This is a genomic window from Streptomyces litchfieldiae, assembly GCF_031845365.1.
Taxonomy (GTDB): Bacteria; Actinomycetota; Actinomycetes; order Streptomycetales; family Streptomycetaceae; genus Streptomyces; species Streptomyces litchfieldiae.
Genome location: NZ_JAVREL010000010.1, coordinates 75,033 through 93,051 on the forward strand (window position 1 = coordinate 75,033; position 18,019 = coordinate 93,051).

12 protein-coding genes and 2 pseudogenes are annotated in these 18,019 nt (G+C 74.0%); 8 read left to right on the plus strand and 6 right to left on the minus strand.

Features of this window, described 5'->3' with window-relative positions; all coding sequences use genetic code 11:
* Position 1 precedes the first annotated feature (1 nt).
* Both RM590_RS18135 and RM590_RS18140 read right to left on the minus strand, forming a co-directional pair.
* Positions 2–3,862 (minus strand): hypothetical protein, encoded by a 3,861-nt coding sequence (locus RM590_RS18135; RefSeq protein ID WP_311705649.1) that lies wholly within the window; start codon positions 3,860–3,862, stop codon positions 2–4.
* Positions 3,859–6,615 carry a hypothetical protein gene (locus RM590_RS18140; RefSeq protein WP_311705650.1) on the minus strand — a complete coding sequence of 919 codons (2,757 nt, stop codon included), beginning with the start codon at positions 6,613–6,615 and terminating at the stop codon, positions 3,859–3,861. The genes RM590_RS18135 and RM590_RS18140 overlap by 4 nt, the downstream gene beginning before the upstream one ends.
* Positions 6,616–6,824: 209 nt before the next feature.
* Here RM590_RS18140 and RM590_RS18145 point away from each other — a divergent pair.
* Positions 6,825–7,973: pseudogene (locus RM590_RS18145) on the plus strand (alkene reductase).
* Here the strand turns inward: RM590_RS18145 and RM590_RS18150 are convergent.
* Positions 7,904–8,839, minus strand: a complete 936-nt coding sequence (locus RM590_RS18150) for a YihY/virulence factor BrkB family protein (RefSeq protein WP_311705651.1) — start codon at positions 8,837–8,839, stop codon at positions 7,904–7,906. The pseudogene RM590_RS18145 and the gene RM590_RS18150 sit on opposite strands and share 70 nt — an antisense overlap.
* Positions 8,840–9,002: 163 nt before the next feature.
* Here RM590_RS18150 and RM590_RS18155 point away from each other — a divergent pair, with 163 nt between their 5' ends.
* Complete coding sequence (locus RM590_RS18155; protein WP_311705652.1) at positions 9,003–9,272, plus strand: DUF1876 domain-containing protein; 270 nt, start codon at positions 9,003–9,005, stop codon at positions 9,270–9,272.
* Between the two features lie 28 nt (positions 9,273–9,300).
* Here the strand turns inward: RM590_RS18155 and RM590_RS18160 are convergent, their stop codons facing one another.
* Positions 9,301–10,149 (minus strand): PhzF family phenazine biosynthesis protein, encoded by an 849-nt coding sequence (locus RM590_RS18160; protein ID WP_311705653.1) that lies wholly within the window; start codon positions 10,147–10,149, stop codon positions 9,301–9,303.
* Between the two features lie 344 nt (positions 10,150–10,493).
* Here RM590_RS18160 and RM590_RS18165 point away from each other — a divergent pair.
* The 4 genes and pseudogenes from RM590_RS18165 to RM590_RS18180 all read left to right on the plus strand — a co-directional run.
* Positions 10,494–11,104 (plus strand): annotated as a pseudogene (locus tag RM590_RS18165) (alkaline phosphatase D family protein); the annotation flags it as partial.
* Positions 11,105–11,139: 35 nt separating this feature from the next.
* A complete protein-coding gene (locus RM590_RS18170; protein WP_311705654.1) occupies positions 11,140–12,489 on the plus strand; it encodes a multidrug effflux MFS transporter in 1,350 nt (449 codons plus the stop codon).
* Positions 12,486–13,562 (plus strand): small ribosomal subunit Rsm22 family protein, encoded by a 1,077-nt coding sequence (locus RM590_RS18175; RefSeq protein WP_311705655.1) that lies wholly within the window; start codon positions 12,486–12,488, stop codon positions 13,560–13,562. The genes RM590_RS18170 and RM590_RS18175 overlap by 4 nt, the downstream gene beginning before the upstream one ends.
* Positions 13,563–13,620: 58 nt before the next feature.
* Positions 13,621–14,310 (plus strand): bifunctional DNA primase/polymerase, encoded by a 690-nt coding sequence (locus RM590_RS18180; RefSeq protein ID WP_311705656.1) that lies wholly within the window; start codon positions 13,621–13,623, stop codon positions 14,308–14,310.
* 107 nt (positions 14,311–14,417) lie between these two features.
* Here the strand turns inward: RM590_RS18180 and RM590_RS18185 are convergent, their stop codons facing one another.
* Complete coding sequence (locus RM590_RS18185) at positions 14,418–15,395, minus strand: hypothetical protein (protein WP_311705657.1); 978 nt, start codon at positions 15,393–15,395, stop codon at positions 14,418–14,420.
* 87 nt (positions 15,396–15,482) lie between these two features.
* On the opposite strand from RM590_RS18185, the gene RM590_RS18190 reads away from it, so the two are divergent.
* A complete protein-coding gene (locus RM590_RS18190; RefSeq protein ID WP_311705658.1) occupies positions 15,483–16,217 on the plus strand; it encodes a CDP-alcohol phosphatidyltransferase family protein in 735 nt (244 codons plus the stop codon).
* On the opposite strand, the gene RM590_RS18195 is transcribed toward RM590_RS18190, so the two are convergent.
* Entirely contained in the window at positions 16,124–16,603 is a 480-nt protein-coding gene (locus RM590_RS18195; protein ID WP_311705659.1) for an adenylyltransferase/cytidyltransferase family protein, read from the minus strand. The genes RM590_RS18190 and RM590_RS18195 overlap by 94 nt on opposite strands.
* A gap of 155 nt (positions 16,604–16,758) precedes the next feature.
* On the opposite strand from RM590_RS18195, the gene RM590_RS18200 reads away from it, so the two are divergent.
* Positions 16,759–18,012, plus strand: coding sequence for a glycosyltransferase (locus RM590_RS18200; protein ID WP_311705660.1), 1,254 nt, complete (start codon positions 16,759–16,761; stop codon positions 18,010–18,012).
* Positions 18,013–18,019 lie beyond the last annotated feature (7 nt).

Here is an 18,019-nt window from a genome sequence, read left to right on the forward strand (position 1 = left end):
CTCAGATCATGATCGTGTCGAAGTAGGCCGGCCGGTCGGCGAACAGCGTCTCCTTGCCCGCGAACCGGCCCGTCTCGCGCAGCAGAACGCGCATCGCCCGGGTGCCGGGATCCGCGGGCAGCTCCACGGCGCCCGCCCACTGCCCCAGCCCGGGCGCCGGCGGCGGGGCGACGCTGAGCTGCGTCTCCGCGCCGATGGTGTGCCAGGCCAGCGGGTCGGTGGAGTCCGTCTGCCGCACCTGCACGGCGGCGGTGAACCGCGGGTCCAGGCCGTCCCGCACCCGCGGCGCCACATGGCCCAGCAGCGTCACGGTGGCCGTGCGCCCGGCGACCGTCACGGTGGCCCGGCGGTCCGCCACGACCTTGACGGGCTCGGTCTCCACCCGCGACGACAGCGCGAGGTCGGGCTCCAGCGAGTGCGGCTGGAGCCGCGCCACCACCAGCTTGACGAACGGCTCGTACACCCCGTGGGTGCGCAACTCGACGTCCGCGTACCAGAGTCTCCGCGCCGCGTCGTAGTGCACGGGGTGGCCCATGGCGTGCTCCCCGTTGGGCAGCGCGAAGTTCTCCACGGCCCGGCGCACGTCGTTCCACCGCGGGATGATCCCCGGCAGCTCAGGAAGCTGTTCCCGCTCGTGCAGCGGGTCGTGGCCCCAGGTGGTGACGCGCCTGCGGTCCTCCCGGAAGAGGTAGTCGAGGACGTTGTCCCCGACGAGGACGGCCAGCAGTTCGCCCTCGCCCGTGTCGAACCACGGCCGTTCCAGGAAGACGCGCAGCAGCCCGCCCCGGCGGGTGCTGATGACGGAGCCGGCGCCCCGTTCCTCCTGCCAGGCGAAGGCCGGCACGACCGAGTGGACGACCGGCGGGGCGGGCCGGACGGTGGACGGCACATGCAGGCTGATGGCCGCGCCGGCGCGCGTGACCGGGGGCACGACAAACGAGACGCGCGCCTGCGCGCCGTCCGGCACGCCGCCGCCCGCCAGCCGCGCCACGGTGCCCGCGGCCTCGTCGATCAGCACGTCCCGGTCCGGGCGGTAGGGCGTCTCCCCCTGCCCGGCCGGTGGGAGGACCACCACCGTGCCGGGGACGAACGCCGCGGCGACCTGTTCGGCGCGGTCGCCGGTCAGGACCACGGTCCGCCGCTCACTGAAGTAGGAGGCGAACGGCGAGGTGCCGACCGGGGTGTAGGTGATGTGCCGGTGCCGGGTGTCGGGGAGATGGTGCGGGGCGCGGAACGGCACGGTGGCGCCCGGCGTGTGCGCGTCCCACGCCGCGCGCAGGTCCTCCTCGGCCGGCCGCAGCACGGCGCGCGCCTCGGTGGTCCGGGGCTCGTCCTGGGTGAGGTCGTCGACGGTCTCGTTCCAGGCCGCCTCCACATGCACGGACGACGTCGTCGGCCAGTGCGCGGACAGCGCCGGGGCGTCCAGCACGTAGGAGGACGCGTCCCGTTCGCGCAGCACCGCCGGTGTGCCCAGCTCGGGCGGCGTCACCGGGCGGCGCACCGCGTGCACGAAGCGCAGCTCGGTGGACGGGGTGAGCTGGGGAACGGTGCCGGCCACGGCGTCGGCGCGCCGGGCGGCGATCTCCTCCTCCGTGCGCTCCCCGGACTCGGCGAACCAGCGCCAGAGGCCGAGCAGTTCCTCGTCGCCGGGCAGCAGATGGCTGCTGAGCGGCGCCGTCAGCGAGGCGCCCGGCGCCAGCGCCAGCCGCAGCACGCCCGCCGTCTGCGTCGCCGACACCGGCTGAACGGTGTCCAGCGCCGCCGGCTCCACCACCAGCCGCACCGAGGGCCGTTCGAACCAGGCGTTGCCCGGCGGCCAGGGCGCCCGCAGCCCCGGGAGTCCGGACAGGCCGTGCAGCGCGACGCCCCGGGAGAGCGGGTCGGACAGCCAGGGCGACTCCATCCCGTCGGCGTCCACGAACACGCTGTCCGGCACGGCGGGATCCGCGGTGCCGGTCACCTCGCCGTCCGCCCGTGCCGTCAGCACGGCGTGCACCCCCGGATCGAGCCGGTTCTCGCCCGGCACATCGAGGACGCCGTGCCGCTCCAGGAGCAGCACGGCGGCCTTCGGTGCCAGCAGATGGCGTTCGCAGGGCAGGCCCGGCACGGGGGCCGCCGGGTCGGCGTTGTCGGTGCGCACCAGCAGCGCGTGGGCGGACTCGCCCTCGGTGAACGGGCGGCGCGGGACCAGCACGGGCGCCGGCACCGGCTCGTAACGGGAGTAGTGCAGGGGCGCGGTGGCCGGTTCGCCGTCCAGTGGCCGCTCGGTGAACGGCGCGCTGCGCCCGGCGATGTCCACCACGCGCACCCGGAAACGGTAGGCGCGGCCGTAGCGCAGCGACGGCAGCGTGTCCGGGGGCGGGTTCACCTCGCTGGTGAACGCCGGGTTCTCGCCCTGGTCCGGGGTCGGTTCGGCGACCCGCTGCTCCAGGTCGAGCATGCCGCCCGGCGGCCGGGCCACCAGGCTCCAGCCGTTCCACCGGAACAGCGACTGGTGCAGCAGGTCCGCGCCGTCGCCCCGGGCGGTGACATCGCTGACCCGGCCCTCGTCGTCGATCGGCACCGGCTCGGCGAGGTTCCGCACGGTGTAGGCGCCCACCCGGCGGCACAGCGGGTACCAGCGTTCGGAGGCCACGTCGCACACGTCGACCCGGTAACCCTGCTGGACGTCCTCGGAAGTGATCTCGGGGATCTCCGTCGTGGTGGGGTCGGCGAGGACCGTGTTCATGTCCGCGGCGTGATCCAGCACGTCTTTCAGCGCCACTTGACGGTCCGCCTCGGCGACCCAGACGCCGTCGGAGCGCAGCGCGGGCGGGCGCACCTCGGGGGGCGGCCCGTCCCGGGGCTCCCGGGCGAGCGCCTCGGCGTACGCCTGGAGCGCGAGTCCGCCGGCGTCCACGTCGACGTCGGCGGCGCTGTACCGGGAGGTGTCGTCGAGCGGCAGGTGCAGCGCGGCCCGGGCGCCGTCCGCGCCGGCCAGGCGCAGCAGCCCGTTCTCGATGACGCAGACCGTGCGGGGCAGGTAATTGGTCAGCAGGGTCTCGTGCTCCAGCGCCGCCCGCAGGGTCACCCGGCCGTTCAGGCCCGGCGGCAGGGCGAACCGCACCCGGCGCACCAGGCCGAGGCCGGCCAGCAGCGTGTGATGGTCGGCCAGCGCGGCCACCAGCGTGTGGAACTCGTCGCGCGGCAGCTCGTCGCGGCGCCGGTCCCGCAGCCGGTCGGCGTCGCCCCCGGCGGGCGGCGGCCGGTGGAAGGCGGCCAGCCGGGCCCAGCCGGCCGAGTCCTCGTCGGCGGCGTCGGCCAGGGCGCCCCCGTCCGGCGCGGTGAGCGCGCGGTCGGTCAGGCCGACGCGGCGCGGCGCCCGGACGGTGCGCAGCAGCCGGTCCACCCGGCCCCAGGCGTCGGCCACATCCGCGTCGGAGCGCGCGCCGAGCGCGGGCTCCGGCGCGAACAGGTCGGCGTACTCCTGGCGCAGCGACTGCCACACCAGCGCGCTGGGATACGACAGCAACGGCGTGGGCGCCGCCGCGTCGCCCTCGCCGCCGGCTCCGGTGTCGTCGCCGAACGGCCGCACCGGGGTGGACGGCGGGAACACCGCCGTCCACAGGTCGGCGTCGGGCGCGGCGTCCACGGGCTCGGTCTCCACGGTGGCCGAGCCGTCCTCGCCGGTGATCTCCACGCTCAAGTCGTAGGAAACACGCGGCCAGTTGATGAACGCCTCGAACGCGGTGAGCGTCGGCTCGTCCCCGCCGACACCGCCGAGCCGGGGGCTGATCACCACCGAGAGCTGCGCCGTCCGCGCGGGCAGCGCCGGCGCCTCCGGGTCGGGCAGCAGGGTCCAGACGATGGTCTCCTTGCTCATGCCGCCTCCATCGCCGCGAACGCCGCGCACCGTTCGAGCCAGGGATCCGGCGTGGCGAACGCGTCGGTGAACGCCGGGTCGTTGCCGCCGCCGAAGGAGCGCTCGACCTCCAGCGTCACCGCCTGGGAGAAGAACGCCACCCGCACCCGCACGGTCAGCCGGGCGACGCCGTGCACCTTGTCGGTGGCTCCGTCATAGGTGAGCCCGAGGTAGAACTCGGCCGAGATGGTGATGACGCCGAGCACGTCCAGCTCGCCCACCGCCCGGAAGAACCCGTGCACTTTCCAGGCCCCCACATCGGGCCGGAAACTGATGTACACGCCCGCGGTGACGGCCACCGAGCCGCTGGCCACCCCGAGGTTGAGCGCCGCCGCCGCGCCAAATTCAAGTTGCGCCTCCAGCTCGGTGATCTTGTCCGACTGCACGCCGATCGCCAGGAAACCGCCGCCGCCGAACAGCGAGACGGTGACGAGGAACGGATGCTGCCGGGAGGAGACCGCGAACCGGGCGCTGACCGCGGTGCCGTCGAACGGCAGCCGCACCGAGGCCGACAGGGCGAGGTTCTGCAGCATGAACACGCCCATTCCGACGGTCGGGACGGCCAGCGTGTAGCCCGCCTCGATCCCGTTTTGGTCCACGTGCAGCCGCAGCCCGTTGGGCGGCGACGGCAGGAGGCGCTGAATGCTCTCCAGGAACCGCAGATCGCCGCCGAACCGCACCTCGGCGACCTTCACGTCCAGCGCGGGCGCGACGCCGGAGCGCGCGGTGAACACCAGCTTCTCGAAACGGAGAACGAGCAGGTCGTCGACGAACCCCAGCTCGAAGTCGCGCAGTTCGCCCCGCGTCTCGTTGTGCGCGGCGGCGGGGTTGGCCAGATGGGTCAGCGTGGTGCTGCGCAGGTCCAGGCTCGTGTTCGGATTCGTCCGCAGCGGGCCGTGCGGGCCGGTCTTGACCTTGGGCCGCCAGGTGATCGTGGTGCGCACCGACTCCGGCGGCACGGGCGGGTTGCCGGGCGGCGGCAGCACCTCGGTGAGGACGCGGGGAACGGCCTCGCCGTCGCCGAGCCGGGCGTCCTCGACCAGTTCGGCCAGCGGCAGGAACCCGAGCAGCTTGGGCAGCGGCAGATCGGGCGTGGCCCCGGCCAGGAAGTAGCTGGCCGCCTTGAACCCCTCCTGTTTGAACCGGTCGATGTCGCCGCCGACCAGCCCGGCCGCGGTGGACAGCCCCGAGATGGGCATGCTGAGCGCCGCGACGCCGCCCGCGTCGACGGGCGGCGGCGCGAAGCCCACCGCGTTCTCGAGCCGGGCGAAGACGTCGGAGGCGGCGAGTCCGCCGTCCACATAGGTCTGTTCGAGCTCCATGGCCACCGGCCGCGGCAGGCCCGGGACGACGTCCGCCACATCGCCCGCGGATCCGGCCGGGGGGAATGCCGACAGCGCGGGCACCCGGGCCTCGAAGCCGGCCAGACGCGGAAACACCGAGAGCCGTCCGGCCGCCGCCGGGGCGGCGGAGTCGCCCTCGGCCGGCAGGGCGCCGATCCGCAGGCCGGTGACCTCGACCGTCGTGTCGCTCTGCTGGGCCGCGGGCACCAGCGTGATGCGCCCGGCCGCGGGCCGGACCGTGGCCCCGGCCCGGGCGTCGTACGCCCCGGCCGCGTCGCGCAGGTCGCCGAAGGCGAAGTCGCCGTGCACGAACACGGCGGGCGCGCCGAAGGTGACGGTGTGGCCGCGGTGGTCCTCGGCGGTCAGCAGGAACTCCAGCTCCCCGCCGGAGGATCCGTTGATCCAGAAGCCGGCGTTGGGGTTCGGCAGCGGATCGCCCTGCGTCACCAGGCTGGTCAGCGGCCCGCTGAGCAGCACCCGGCGGAAGGGGAAGGCCCGGCCCTCCTTGGGCCGGCCGGGGACGTCGTCGAAGACGATCTCCGGCCGCAGCACGGTGAGATGCTGTTCCCGGAACAGGCCGAACTCAAGCTCGCGCACGGTGTGCGTGGCGAGCTGGACCGGGAAGCCGAACGGCAGCAGATAGCCGAGCTGGACCACATGCACATCGCTGTCGCGGCCGAACAGCGCGCGATGGGTGTAGCCGACCAGGTTGCTGCCCGTGTCCCGCCAGTCCCCGGTCAGGTCGACCGTCGCGCCCAGGGCGCTGAGCGTCAACTCCTTGGCCAGCACCGGCCGGATCGCGGACGCCTGGAGGATGCCCTGCCGCTGGCCGAAGTCCAGCGAGCTCACAAACGGGTCGGCCCCCTGGAACGCCCCCAGGGTGCGCAGCGGCACCGGTCCCGGGGCGCCGGGCTCGGCGAGGGACGTGTGCCACAGCTCGGTCACGCCGTTCACGCTGGTCACCGGCTCGATCTGGTGCCGCCACCGGGTGCCGGGCAGCGCGGGCGCGAACGTCAGGCCCCACACGCACTCCAGCGAGGACTGGTCGGCCGAGGTCTCCAGGCCCGTCCAGGCGAGCAGCGCGGCGGCGGTGAACGGGATGGCCGCGTCGCCCGGCACGAGCAGCACCAGGCGGCTGGGCTCGGCGAGCCGGCTCCGTTTGACGCGGCGGGGATCGGTGTCCTCGGGGCCGGTGGCCTCCTCCTGAATGGCCTGCGGCGGGAAGCCGACCGAGAGGAACGCCGGGGCCGCCTGGTCGGTCACCACGAGCGTTTCCGCGCCGGGGTCGCCGGTCCGGGAGATGTTGGTGAACGAGAAGTCCAGGGCCACCATGTCCTCGCGCCGCAGGAGGGTGACCGGCCTGTCGTCCATGGAAACGGTGGGAGCCATCCGCGCCTGCCCTCGTACGTCGGTGGATCGGGCGTGGCACCCATGCTTCGGCCCGCGCCCCCGCCCCGCCACCGGGGCGAGGCCCGCGACCGCCGTCCGGGTGATGGGCGGAACGAGGCGATTCCGGGCGCGGACGGTGGGCGGAAAGCCGACTTGAATCTGACATCAGTGTCAAGTTCTATCGTTCCGGCATGACGAACGACCTGCTCCTGAGCCTATTCACATGGCCCGCTGGATCTGCCGAACCGCCTGGTCATGGCCCCGATGACCCGGTACCGCGCCGCCGAGGACGGCACGCCGCTGCCGATCGTCGCCGACCACTACGCCCAGCGCGCCGGCGCGGGGCTGATCGTCTCCGAGGGCATCTGGCCCGCGGCGCGCGGACAGAGCGGCTGGCGGCTGCCCGGCCTGACCACCCCGGCCCAGGTGGCCGGCTGGCGCGCGGTCACCGACGCCGTGCACGCGGCCGGCGGACGGATCTGAGCCCAGCTCATGCTCCCCCGCAAGCGGGAGGGACCCCCAGGGGGACGCAACGGCCACCCCCTCGCCAACCCGGCCGGCACCGTCCCGCTCGCCCCCTCGGCCGTGCGCGGCACCGCCCGGGTGCTCATCCGGGACGGCAGCCGGGTCGAGCAGGTCGTGCCGCGCGCGATGACCGGCGCGGAGATCGCCGAGACCGTCGCCGAGCACGCGGCGGCCGCCCGGCTGGCGGTGGAGGCCGGCTTCGACGGCGTCGAACTGCACGGTGCCAACAGCTACTCGATCCACCAGTTCCTCGCCGACGGGACCAATCTGCGCACGGACGGTTACGGCGGCGGCATCGCCGGGCGCATCCGGTTCGCCGTCGAGGTGACCGGCGCGGTCGCCGACGCGGTCGGCGCCCACCGCACCGCGCTGCGGCTCTCCCCGGGCAACCCGCAGTTCGGCATGGCCGAGTCCGACCCCGGCCCGCTCCACCGGGCGCTGCTGGCGGAGCTGGACGGCCTGGGGCTGGCCTATCTGCACCGGACGACAACGACCGCTACCCCGCGCTGGACGATCTGCGCCCGCGCTGGAGTGGCACGCTCATCGCCAACGTCGGGGAGAACGGCCCGCCCACCACCCGGGAGGCCGGTGAGGCGGTGCTCGCCGCCGGGCGGGCGGATCTCGTCTCCTACGGCCGGGCGTTCCTGGCCAACCCCGACCTGCCGACGCGGTTCGCCGCCCGCGCTTTCCTCAACCCGATCGACACCGAGCACCTGTACACGCACGGCGCCGAGGGCTACACCGACTACCCGTCCCTGCGGGCGGCCGAGGCGGCCGGCGTCGCGGGCGCGGCGGGTGTGACGGCCGCCGGCTGAGCCGGGCCGGGATCGAGGGCCGGGGCCGGGTCCGGTCTCGCCAGCTCGGCGTTGAACTGCGCCCCGGCCAGCAGCGTCAGATTGGACACCCACAGCCACACCAGGAAGACGATGATCCCGGCCAGCGACCCGTACAGCCGGTGGTAGGTGGGCACATGGGAGGCGTACAGCGCGAAGCCCGCCGACGCCACCAGCCACAGCAGCACCGCCAGCGCCCCGCCCGGCGCCGACCGCCACGGCGCCCGGGTCCCGGCCGGGCCGGTCCGGAAGAGCACCAGCACCAGCCCGGTGACCAGGACCACCAGCAACGGCCACTTGAGCACGTTCCAGGCCGTGGTGCCCGCCTCGCCCAGGCCCAGCAGCCGCCCTATCGTGCGGACCGCGCCCCCGGTCAGGATCAGCACTGTCGCGCTGCCCACCAGCAGCGCCAGCAGGCCCAGTGAGGTCAGCATGGTGAGCGGCACCGTGCGCCACGGCGGGCGGCGGTCCTCCACGCCGTGCATGCCGTGCAGGACCCGCCGGAAGACGCTCAGATAGTTGTAGGCGGACAGCCACGCGCTGGCCGAGCCGACCGCGACCACCAGCCAGGCCGTGGAGCGCTGGTCGGACAGGTCCCGCAGCGTCGTGCGCACGTCCGACCCGGCGCCGGCCGGCAGCAACGCCGTGACGTGCCCGAGCAGTTCCTGCGCCGCCGCCGGATCCGCCAGACCCGTCACCGACATCGCGACCATCAGGGTCGGGAAGACGGCGAGCACCGAGTAGTAGGTGAGCGCCGCCGCCCAGTGGTCGATGTCGTCACGCCACAGCGACACCGGCGTGCGGCGCAGCGCCACCGCCCACCGGGCCGGCGGTCGTTCGTCGGGCATGGATCACCTATCCGCGTAAGCCTCAGGAGGAGCCGGAGTGCGTCCAGTGTGTGCCGTCCGCGGCCGTTCCCGCACGTCGGGGCAACGGCGCCGCCGGCACATCCGCCCGATGTGCGGGGGAGTGCCGGCCGCGCGACCATGAAAGGGGAAGGGAGGCCGCTTCATGAAGACCGAGACCTGGAACGTGCGGGTGTCCATCGAATCGGACGGCCGCATGACGCGCGCGCAGGCCAGGCTGGAGGACAAGGCGGACACGGTCCTGGTCAGCGAGGGCATGGCCCGCGCCAACCCGTCCGACGAGAACGTCCCCGACATCGGCCACGAACTGGCCGCGGCGCGCGCCCTGTCGGAGCTGTCCCACCAGCTCGCGCACCTGACGGCGCTGGACATCGAGTCCCACACCCACGAGCCGGTGCGTCACCTCAAGACCTAGCTCGAAGGCTCAGCTTGAAGACATAGATTCACGCCGTCGTGATCGCCACCGCCGTGCCCGAGACATGGACACGCGGGTCACCGGCGCGCAGCTCCACGGTCAGCAGCGAGGGGCGGCCCAGGTCGTGCCCCTGGTGCAGGGTCAGCGTGGCCGCCTCGGGAACGGTCCCCAGCGCGCGCAGATAACCGCCCAGCGCGGCCGCCGCCGCCCCGGTCGCCGGGTCCTCCACCACGCCGCCCACGGGGAACGGGTCGCGGACGTGGAACACGGTGGGCGACTCCCGCCACACCAGTTGCAGCGTGGTCAGGTCCAGCCGCCGCATCAGGGCGGCCAGCCGGTCGAAGTCGTAGGACAGGTCGGCCAGCCGGGCGCGGCTGGTCACGGCGACGACCAGGTGGCGGGCGCCCGCGAACGCGATCCGGGGCGGCAGCTCGGGGTCCAGCGCGGCCGGCGGCCAGTTCAGCGCGGCCAGTGCCTCGGCCAGGTCGGCCTCCGCCACCGGCTCCTGGTACGGCTCGACGCTCGACAGCGTCGCCCGCAGCGCGTCGCCGCGCCGTTCCACCACGACCGGCACCTCACCCGCGCGCGTCGTGAAGCGCAGCTCGCCCGGGCCGTTCCGCTCACCCAGCGCGACCGCCGCCGCCACCGTGGCGTGCCCGCAGAACGGCACCTCCGCCAGCGGGCTGAAGTACCGTACGTCATAGGCCCGTTCGGCCGTCCGGCGCAGGAACGCCGACTCGGAGTAGCCGATTTCCGCCGCGATCGACAGCATCGCCGCGTCGTCCAGCCCCGTGGCGTCCAGCACGAGGCCCGCCGGGTTGCCACCGGCCGGGTCGTCGGTGAAGGCCGAGTATCTGAGCACCGGATGAGATTCCATGCCCGGGGCAACCGTCCGCCGCCCCGGGGATATTCCGTCGTCCGTCCGCCGCTGCACTGACGTGTACGCGCCAGCCTGAAGGTCGGCCGCGGCCGGTGCACTGCCACCATGACGCTGCTCCCCTCCCCGACCGACGAACTCCGGGCTGCCGCACGGAAACTGGACCGCCGCCGGTTCCTGACCGTGACCGGCGCCGCCGCGGCCATCGCCTTCGCGGTGAACCTCCCCGACACCGCGCCCGACGCCACCCCGGACGCGCTGCGCTTCGCGCTCGTCTCCTGCCAGCGCTACGACCAGGACCACTACACCGCCTACGGCCACCTCGCCCGCGAGGAGAACCTGGACGCCGCGCCGCCGCCTACCGCGCCTACTACGAGAACATGCCGCTGCGCCGCCCCCAGTTGCCCACCGGCCCCGACCTCACCCTCTACCGCCGGCTCCACTACGGCCGCCTCGCCCAGCTCGACATCCTCGACACCCGCCAGTACCGCGACAACCAGGCGCACGGCGACGGCTGGAAGGTGCCCGGCGAGGAGGCGGCGCTGCCCGAGCGCACCCTGCTCGGCAGCACCCAGGAACGCTGGCTCGCCGACGGCTGGCATGGACATCAAGGAGAACCGGGACGACCCGGCCTCCCGCACCCTCGGCGTGGAGTTGGTCACGTCCTCCATCAGCAGCGGCCGCGTGGGGGTACCGCCCGCTTGCGGGGGCCGCCAACTGGCCCGCCCTCACGGGCGTCAATCCGCACCTGAAGTTCGACGACGGCCGGCGCGGCTATGTGCTGCTCACGCTGGACGAACGCCGGCTGCGCGCCGACTACCGCACCGTTCCCGTCGTCACCACACCCGGCGCGGACATCACCACCGCCGCCTCGTTCGTCTCCGCCGCTGGCGCCCCCGGGCTGACCCGGGCCGAGCAAAACGGAGTGGGGGCGGCCCACCCAGTCATGGGATGATCGGGTGGTTCCCCTGCAAGTCACCGGAGAGGTGCATGAACCAGCACGGCCAACCACCCACGGCCGCCCCCGACTCCACCGATCTACCGATACCCGGCCCCCGCCGCTCGCCGGACACCCGCGAGGCACGGGCCCGCTCCGCCACCCACGGAGCGCCGCTCAGCCCGAAGCAGCGCGCGGGCGTGCTGCTCACCCTCATCCTCGGCGGCCTCTCCGCGGTGCCGCCGCTGTCCATGGACATGTACCTCCCAGCCCTGCCGGAGGTCGGCGACGCGCTGGGCACCGGCGCCGCCACCGTCCAGTTGACCCTGACGGCCTGCCTGCTCGGCCTCGGCCTCGGCCAGCTCGTGGTCGGCCCCATGAGCGACCAGCTCGGCCGCCGCGTGCCGCTGATCGCGGGCATGAGCCTGTACATCGTGGCCTCGGTCGCCTGCGCCTTCGCGCCCAACGTCGAGACCCTGACGTTCGTCCGCTTCCTCCAGGGCCTGGCCGGCTCGGCGGGCGTCGTGATCTCCCGCGCGATCGTCCGCGACCTCTTCGAGGGCGTCGCCATGGCCCGCTTCTTCTCCACCCTGATGCTGATCTCCGGCGCGGCCCCCATCCTGGCCCCGGTCTTCGGCGGTCAGCTCATGCGGTTCACCGACTGGCGCGGCATCTTCCTGGTGCTCGCGGTCGCCGGACTCGCCCTGGTGCTCGTGGTCGCCCGCTGGCTGCCCGAGACGCTGCCGCGGGAACGGCGCGACGCCGGGGGCGTGCCCGCCGCGCTGCGCGCCATGCGCGGGCTGTTCCGGGACCGGGTCTTCACCGGCCACCTGCTGGTCGGCAGCCTCACCTTCGCCGCGCTCTTCGCCTATGTCGCGGCCTCCCCGTTCGTGATCCAGGAAATCCACGGCGCCTCGCCGCAGACGTTCAGCATGCTCTTCATGGCGAACTCGATCGCCCTGGTCGCCATGAGCCAGGTCAACGGCAAGATCCTGGTCGGCCGCGTCTCCACGCACCGCATCATGACCACGGGCCTCGTCGTGATCACGCTGGCCGCCGCCGCGCTGCTCGTGATGACCTCGGGCGTCCTGGGCCGGGCCGGCCTGGTGCCCGTCTCGATCGGCCTGTTCGTCCTCATGGGCGCCATGCCGCTGGTCCTGCCCAACGCCAACTCCGAGGGCCTGGACCGCACTCCGCACGCGGCGGGCTCCGCCTCCGCGCTGCTGGGCGCCTCGGCGTTCTTCGTGGGCGCCATCGCCTCCCCGCTCGTCGGCGTCGCGGGTGAGGACACGGCGGTGCCGATGGCCGTGGTGCAGCTCGCCGTCGTAGCTCTCGCGGGCGTCTGCTACGCCGCGATGTGCCGTCCCCGGCGCCGCCCGGCCCGGCCTATCCTGGCCCGGTGACCAGCACCTCCGACCGGCTGCGCACCGCGCTCGATGACCTCCTCGACGGCCTCCCGTCCACCCGGGCGGCGACGGCCGTCGAGCGGCTGATGGCCGGGTACCGGGACCGCGGCGGGGCCGCTGCCCCGGTCCTCGGCGACCGGGCCGACGCGGTGGCCTACGCCGCCTACCGCATGCCCGCCACCTTCGAGGCGGTCTCCGCGGCGCTGCGCCAGCTCGCCGCCCGGCTGCCCGGCTGGGCGCCCGCCGGCCACCTCGACGTGGGCGGCGGCACCGGCGCGGCGGCCTGGGCGGCGGCCGGCGTCTGGCCGTCGGCCGACCGCCGCACGCTGGTCCTGGACCGGGCCGGGCCCGCGCTGGCCCTCGGCCGCGAGCTGGCCGAGGGGCGGCTGCCCGGCGTCGAATGGCGTCAGGAACGGGTCGCCGCGGACCGCGGTGACCTGCCCGCCGCCGACCTGGTCACCGTGTCCTATGTCCTGGGCGAGCTGCCGGAGGCCGCGCAGCGCGCCGTGGTCGACGCCGCGGCCGGCGCCGGCTCGGCCGTGGTGCTGGTGGAGCCCGGCACCCCGGACGGCTATCTGCGCATCCGCGCCGCCCGGGAACGGCTCCTCGCCGCCGGGCTGCGCGTGCTCGCGCCCTGCCCGCACGGCGACGCGTGCCCGATCGCGGTGGGCGCCGACTGGTGCCACTTCGCGGCGCGCGTCAGCCGTTCGGCGCTGCACCGGCGGGTAAAGGGCGGTGTACTGCCGTACGAGGACGAGAAGTTCGCCTATGTCGCGGCGGTTGGAGGCGCGCTCTCCGCCCGAGCGCTGGCGCCCGCGCCGGCGCGCATCGTGCGCCGGCCGCTGCTGCGCAAGGGGCAGGTGCTGCTCGACCTGTGCGCGGAGGAGGGCGTGCTCCGGCGCGAAACGGTCTCCAAGCGCCGGGGCGAGGACTACCGCGCCGCCCGGTCCAGCGACTGGGGCGCGCCGTGGCCACCACCCGATGCGCCCGTATCCCCCGTTTCTCCCGATTACCCATCCGGACCCTCCACAGGGCAGGATGAGCGCGATACGGGCGTTACAGCGGAATAAAAGACGGTGCCGATACGCTCCCCGGCTTATCGGTTCAGCGTGAGGCGGTAGGAGGCTCATGGAACGCGAGAGCAGATTCCCCCGCTGGCTGCGGCGCGGGGCCCGTGGAGCCGCCGCCGGTGCCGCTGCCGCCCAGGCCCGTGAGGAGCTGCTGCTCGCCGCCGCCGAGGCGGGCTTCCCGCTCGCTCCCGCCGCCCATCCGCAGGGCTACGGCTGTAGCTGTGAGCGCATCGGCTGTCCCACCCCGGCCCGCCATCCCGTCTCGCTGACCTGGGCCACCCAGGCCACCACCGACCGCGAGCAGATCCTGCGCTGGCTGCGCGCCGACCCCGAGGCGAACTTCATCACCGCCACCGGCCGCGCCCACGACGTCCTGGACGTGCCGGCCCCGGCCGGTTACGCCGCCCTGGAGCGGCTGGCCGCCGAGAACACCGAGATCGGCCCGGTGGCGATCGCCGACCCCGACCGCGTCCTGTTCTTCACGGCCACCCGCGGCACGCCCGACGACGAGGATGAGTGGTGGCCCTGCGAGCTGGACTGCCACCCCGAGACCCTGGACGAGCACCCCGGCCTGCGCTGGCACTGCCGCGGCAGCTACGTCCTGGTGCCGCCGTCCCGCGTGCAGTCCGACAGCACCGCCGGCCTGCGCTGGCTGCGCGGCCCCGAGCACCCGCTCCCCGAGCCGCTGACCCTCCTCGGCGCGCTGACCGACGCCTGCGCCGCGACGGCCGAGCCCGCCTCGCACTGAGCACGCCCCGCACCGGGCACCGAGCACTGAGCACGCCTCGTAACGCCGGAGGGCCGGGGGCACCCGCCCCCGGCCCTCACCTGACTGCTTGGCCCGCCCGGCCGGGGCTACTGGCCGGTGGCCCCCACGACGCCTATCGAGCGGTGCAGGATGTCGACCTGCCCGTTCTCGCCCTCGGACACCACCGACGCGTGCATGCCCAGCCACTCCAGCGTCTGCGAGGTCCGCGCCTCGCCCTCCAACAGGACCTCGACCAGCGGATCGACCACGAGCTGCTGGCCCTCGGCCATCGTCTGCTTCTCGAACCTGGTCGTGCTGAAGAACACCAGCGCGCCGCCGTCCTGGGTGCGCATCGCCACCGGCGCGAACTCGGCGCCCTCGGGCACCTGGTCCTGGTAGTCGGTGGCATACCTCGGGTCGCTGTTGGCCTCCTCCCGCGCGGTCAGCTCGCCGGAGGTGTAGTCGCCCCCGACGAACGGGCCCTCGCCGCTCTGCACGTAGTCGACATACGCCTGGCCCACCGCGCCCGGCTCCACGCCCACGCCCGTGTTGGTGTCCTCGCCGACCGGCAGGTCCTCCAGGTAGCCGTCCTCGTCCTCCGCCAGCGCCGGGCCACCCTCGGTGGGCATCACGGACAGATAGGACGCGCGCCAGTCCTCGTCGATGCTGTTGCGGGTGAAGACGATCAGCCACCGGTTGTCCGGCGTCTGGGTGGTCTGGGTGTCCGCGACGAAGAACTTGGGCCAGCCCGCCTGCTGCGGAATGTGGAACTGGGTGTCGCTGACCTCCAGCTCCGGGAACTCGTAGGCGGGGTCCGCCTCGTCGAGCATGGTCAGCGACGCCGCGCGGATGGCGCCCAGCGGCCCGGTCTCCGCGGTGCTGTTGAGCTCCGGGTCCAGGTCGCCCAGCGCCTCGTTGCTGATCTCGACGTAACGCTCAAGCGCTTCCTGTGCCTCTTCCTCCGAAGCCGCCGGGACGACGGCCGTCTCGCCGTGGACCGTCATACAGCCCGACAGGGACGCCACCATCGCCAGGGCCGTGGCCAGCCCCGCCGTGGCCGTCGTCAGTCGTGCTCGCACCCGCATCGTGGGCCCTCCCCGTCGTACTTCTCGCTTCGGCTCCCGCATCGTATCCATGCCGCGGTGGGTTCAACGCATGGGATGATGCCACGCATGGCATATGGGGAGGCGCTGCGGCGGCTGCGGGGGGCCCAGAAGACCGCCAAGGGCGTTTCGTTGTACTCCCGTTACCTCAATCGGCCGCTCGGCCGGGTCTTCGCCGCCGCCGCGTACCAGGTGGGGCTGCGGCCCAACCACGTCACCGTGCTCAGCGCGCTCGTCAGTTATGCCGCCGTGGCCGGGGTCGCGCTCGCGCCGCCGTCCTGGCCGCTGGCCCTGGCCGTCTACGCCGGGCTGGTGCTCGGCTTCGCCCTCGACTCCGCCGACGGCCAACTGGCGCGGCTGCGCGGCGAGTCGAGCCCGGCGGGGGAGTGGCTGGACCACGTCGTGGACTGCGCCAAGATCACCGCGCTGCACGCCGCCGTGCTGATCTCGTTCCACCGCTTCTTCGAGCTGCCCGCCGACGGCTGGCTGCTGGTGCCGCTGGTGTTCCAGCTCGCCGCCGTGCTGATCTTCTTCGGCGGGCTGCTCACCGACAAGCTCAAGCCCCGGGGCGCGGCCGGGCCCGCGCCGGTGCCCTCCCGGCTGCGGGCCGTGGCGCTGCTGCCGGTGGACTACGGCGTGCTGTGCGTGGTGTTCCTGCTGCTCGGCGACGAACGCGCCTTCCGGCTGGGCTACTCGGCGCTGTGCGTGGTCTACGTGCTCTTCTGCGCGGCGTTCTCCGCGAAGTGGTTCCGCGAGCTGTCCGCGCTCGGGCGGCTCAACGCGTCCAGCGCGCCGCGCAGTTGAGTGCTGGACGTGTGCACGGTATACGGGAAGTAGACGATCTCCACGCCCACGGTGGCGAAGTCCCGCTCCAGCTTGTCGCCCTTGGCCGTGCCGCGCCAGTCGTCCCCCTTGAACAGCACGTCGAAGCGGACCTGCTGCCACGTCTCCAGCTTGTCCGGCACCGTCTCCACGAACGCCGCGTCCACATACCGGATGCTGCGGATGATCTCCAGTCGCTCCACCAGCGGTATCACCGGCGGCCGTCCCTTGGCCAGCATCGCCATCTCGTCCGAGACGACGCCCGCGACCAGGTAGTCGCAGCGGCTCCTGGCGTGCCGAAGGATGTTGAGATGACCGACATGGAAGAGGTCGTAGACCCCCGGTGCATACCCCACGGTTTGCGGCATTCGCCCGAACCCCCCACTTGAGTCCCAAGGCTTCACGGAGTCTTCACTTTGGCTGAACTCCCGACCTTAGCGCCACACGGCGTGCATTTCTGCGGATAGGCTGGATACTTACCGCTGTCGGGGGAGGACTCAGCGGAGGGGAAAGGGGTCTCACCGTGGGCGAACGGCTGCTGCTCGTGTCCACCAACTACGCTCCCGAGCAGGCCGGTATCGGCCCGTACGCGACCCAGATCGCCGAGCACCTGGCCGCCGAGCGCCACGCCGAGGTCCATGTGCTGGCCGGCATGCCGCACTATCCCGCCTGGCGCCTCGACCCCGCCTACCGGCACAAGTGGCGGGCGATGGAGCAGCGTTCGGGGGTGCTGGTGCACCGCAGGCGGCACACCGTGCCCGGCCGGCAGACCGCCGCGCGCCGCGCGCTGTACGAGGGGTCCATCCTCGTCCACGGCCTGCTGGCGCCGCCGCGCATGGCCCGCCCGCACGCGGTGCTCGCGCAGGTGCCCAGCCTGGCCGGCGGCGTGCTCGCCGCGCGCCTCGCGCGCCGGCACCACGTGCCCTATCTCCCCATCGTCCAGGACCTGATGGGCGCCGCGGCGGCGCAGAGCGGCATCAGCGGCGGGGGCCGCGCGGCGTCGGCCGCCGCCGCCGTGGAGCGCCGCATGCTGCGCGGCGCCACGCTCGTCGGCGTCATCCACGACAGCTTCCGGGACCGCGTGCGGGCCCTGGGCGTGCCCGGGGACCGCATCCGCCTGGTGCCCAACTGGTCGCATGTGCACGGCCCTTCGGGCGCCCTGCGGGAAGCCGTCCGGGCTCGGCTCGGCTGGCCGCCGAACCGGACCGTGCTGCTCCACTCCGGGAACATGGGGCTCAAGCAGGGACTTGAGGTGCTGATCGAGGCCGCCCGGCACGCCCCCGAACTGTCCGTGGTGCTGATGGGCGACGGCAGCCAGCGCCCGCGGCTGGCCGAGCTGGCCGCCGGTGTTCCGGGCGTCGAGCTGCTGCCGCCCGCCGCCGAGAAGGACTTCCCCGATGTGCTGGCCGCCGCCGACGTGCTGGTCGTCACCCAGCGGGCCGCCGTGCTGGATATGAGCGTGCCCTCCAAGCTCACCTCCTACTTCCGTGCCGGACGCCCCGTCATCGCCTCGGTCGCGGAGGGCGGCGGCACCGCCGCGGAGGTCATCAGGTCCGGCGGCGGGCGCCTCGTGGCGCCCGAGGACCCGGCCGCGCTGGCCGCCGCCGCCCGCGCGCTGGCCGCCGACCCGGCCACCGCCGACGCGCTGGGCGCGGCGGGCGCCGAGTACGCTCGCGTCCACCTGTCCCGCGACGCCGGGCTGGGCCGCGTCACCGCACTGCTGGACGAGGCGCTGGCGCTGGCCGGTCCGGCCGCCGGGAAGAGGAGAGGCGCATGAAGGGGAG

Excerpts from the sequence above, each read along its gene's own strand:
- RM590_RS18135 (WP_311705649.1), bottom strand. The coding sequence starts at position 3,862 with ATGAGCAAGGAGACCATCGTCTGGACCCTGCTGCCCGACCCGGAGGCG.
- RM590_RS18140 (WP_311705650.1), bottom strand. The coding sequence starts at position 6,615 with ATGGACGACAGGCCGGTCACCCTCCTGCGGCGCGAGGACATGGTGGCC.
- RM590_RS18150 (WP_311705651.1), bottom strand. The coding sequence starts at position 8,839 with ATGCCCGACGAACGACCGCCGGCCCGGTGGGCGGTGGCGCTGCGCCGC.
- RM590_RS18155 (WP_311705652.1), top strand. The coding sequence starts at position 9,003 with ATGAAGACCGAGACCTGGAACGTGCGGGTGTCCATCGAATCGGACGGC.
- RM590_RS18160 (WP_311705653.1), bottom strand. The coding sequence starts at position 10,149 with ATGGAATCTCATCCGGTGCTCAGATACTCGGCCTTCACCGACGACCCG.
- RM590_RS18170 (WP_311705654.1), top strand. The coding sequence starts at position 11,140 with ATGAACCAGCACGGCCAACCACCCACGGCCGCCCCCGACTCCACCGAT.
- RM590_RS18180 (WP_311705656.1), top strand. The coding sequence starts at position 13,621 with ATGGAACGCGAGAGCAGATTCCCCCGCTGGCTGCGGCGCGGGGCCCGT.
- RM590_RS18185 (WP_311705657.1), bottom strand. The coding sequence starts at position 15,395 with ATGCGGGTGCGAGCACGACTGACGACGGCCACGGCGGGGCTGGCCACG.
- RM590_RS18190 (WP_311705658.1), top strand. The coding sequence starts at position 15,483 with ATGGCATATGGGGAGGCGCTGCGGCGGCTGCGGGGGGCCCAGAAGACC.
- RM590_RS18195 (WP_311705659.1), bottom strand. The coding sequence starts at position 16,603 with ATGCCGCAAACCGTGGGGTATGCACCGGGGGTCTACGACCTCTTCCAT.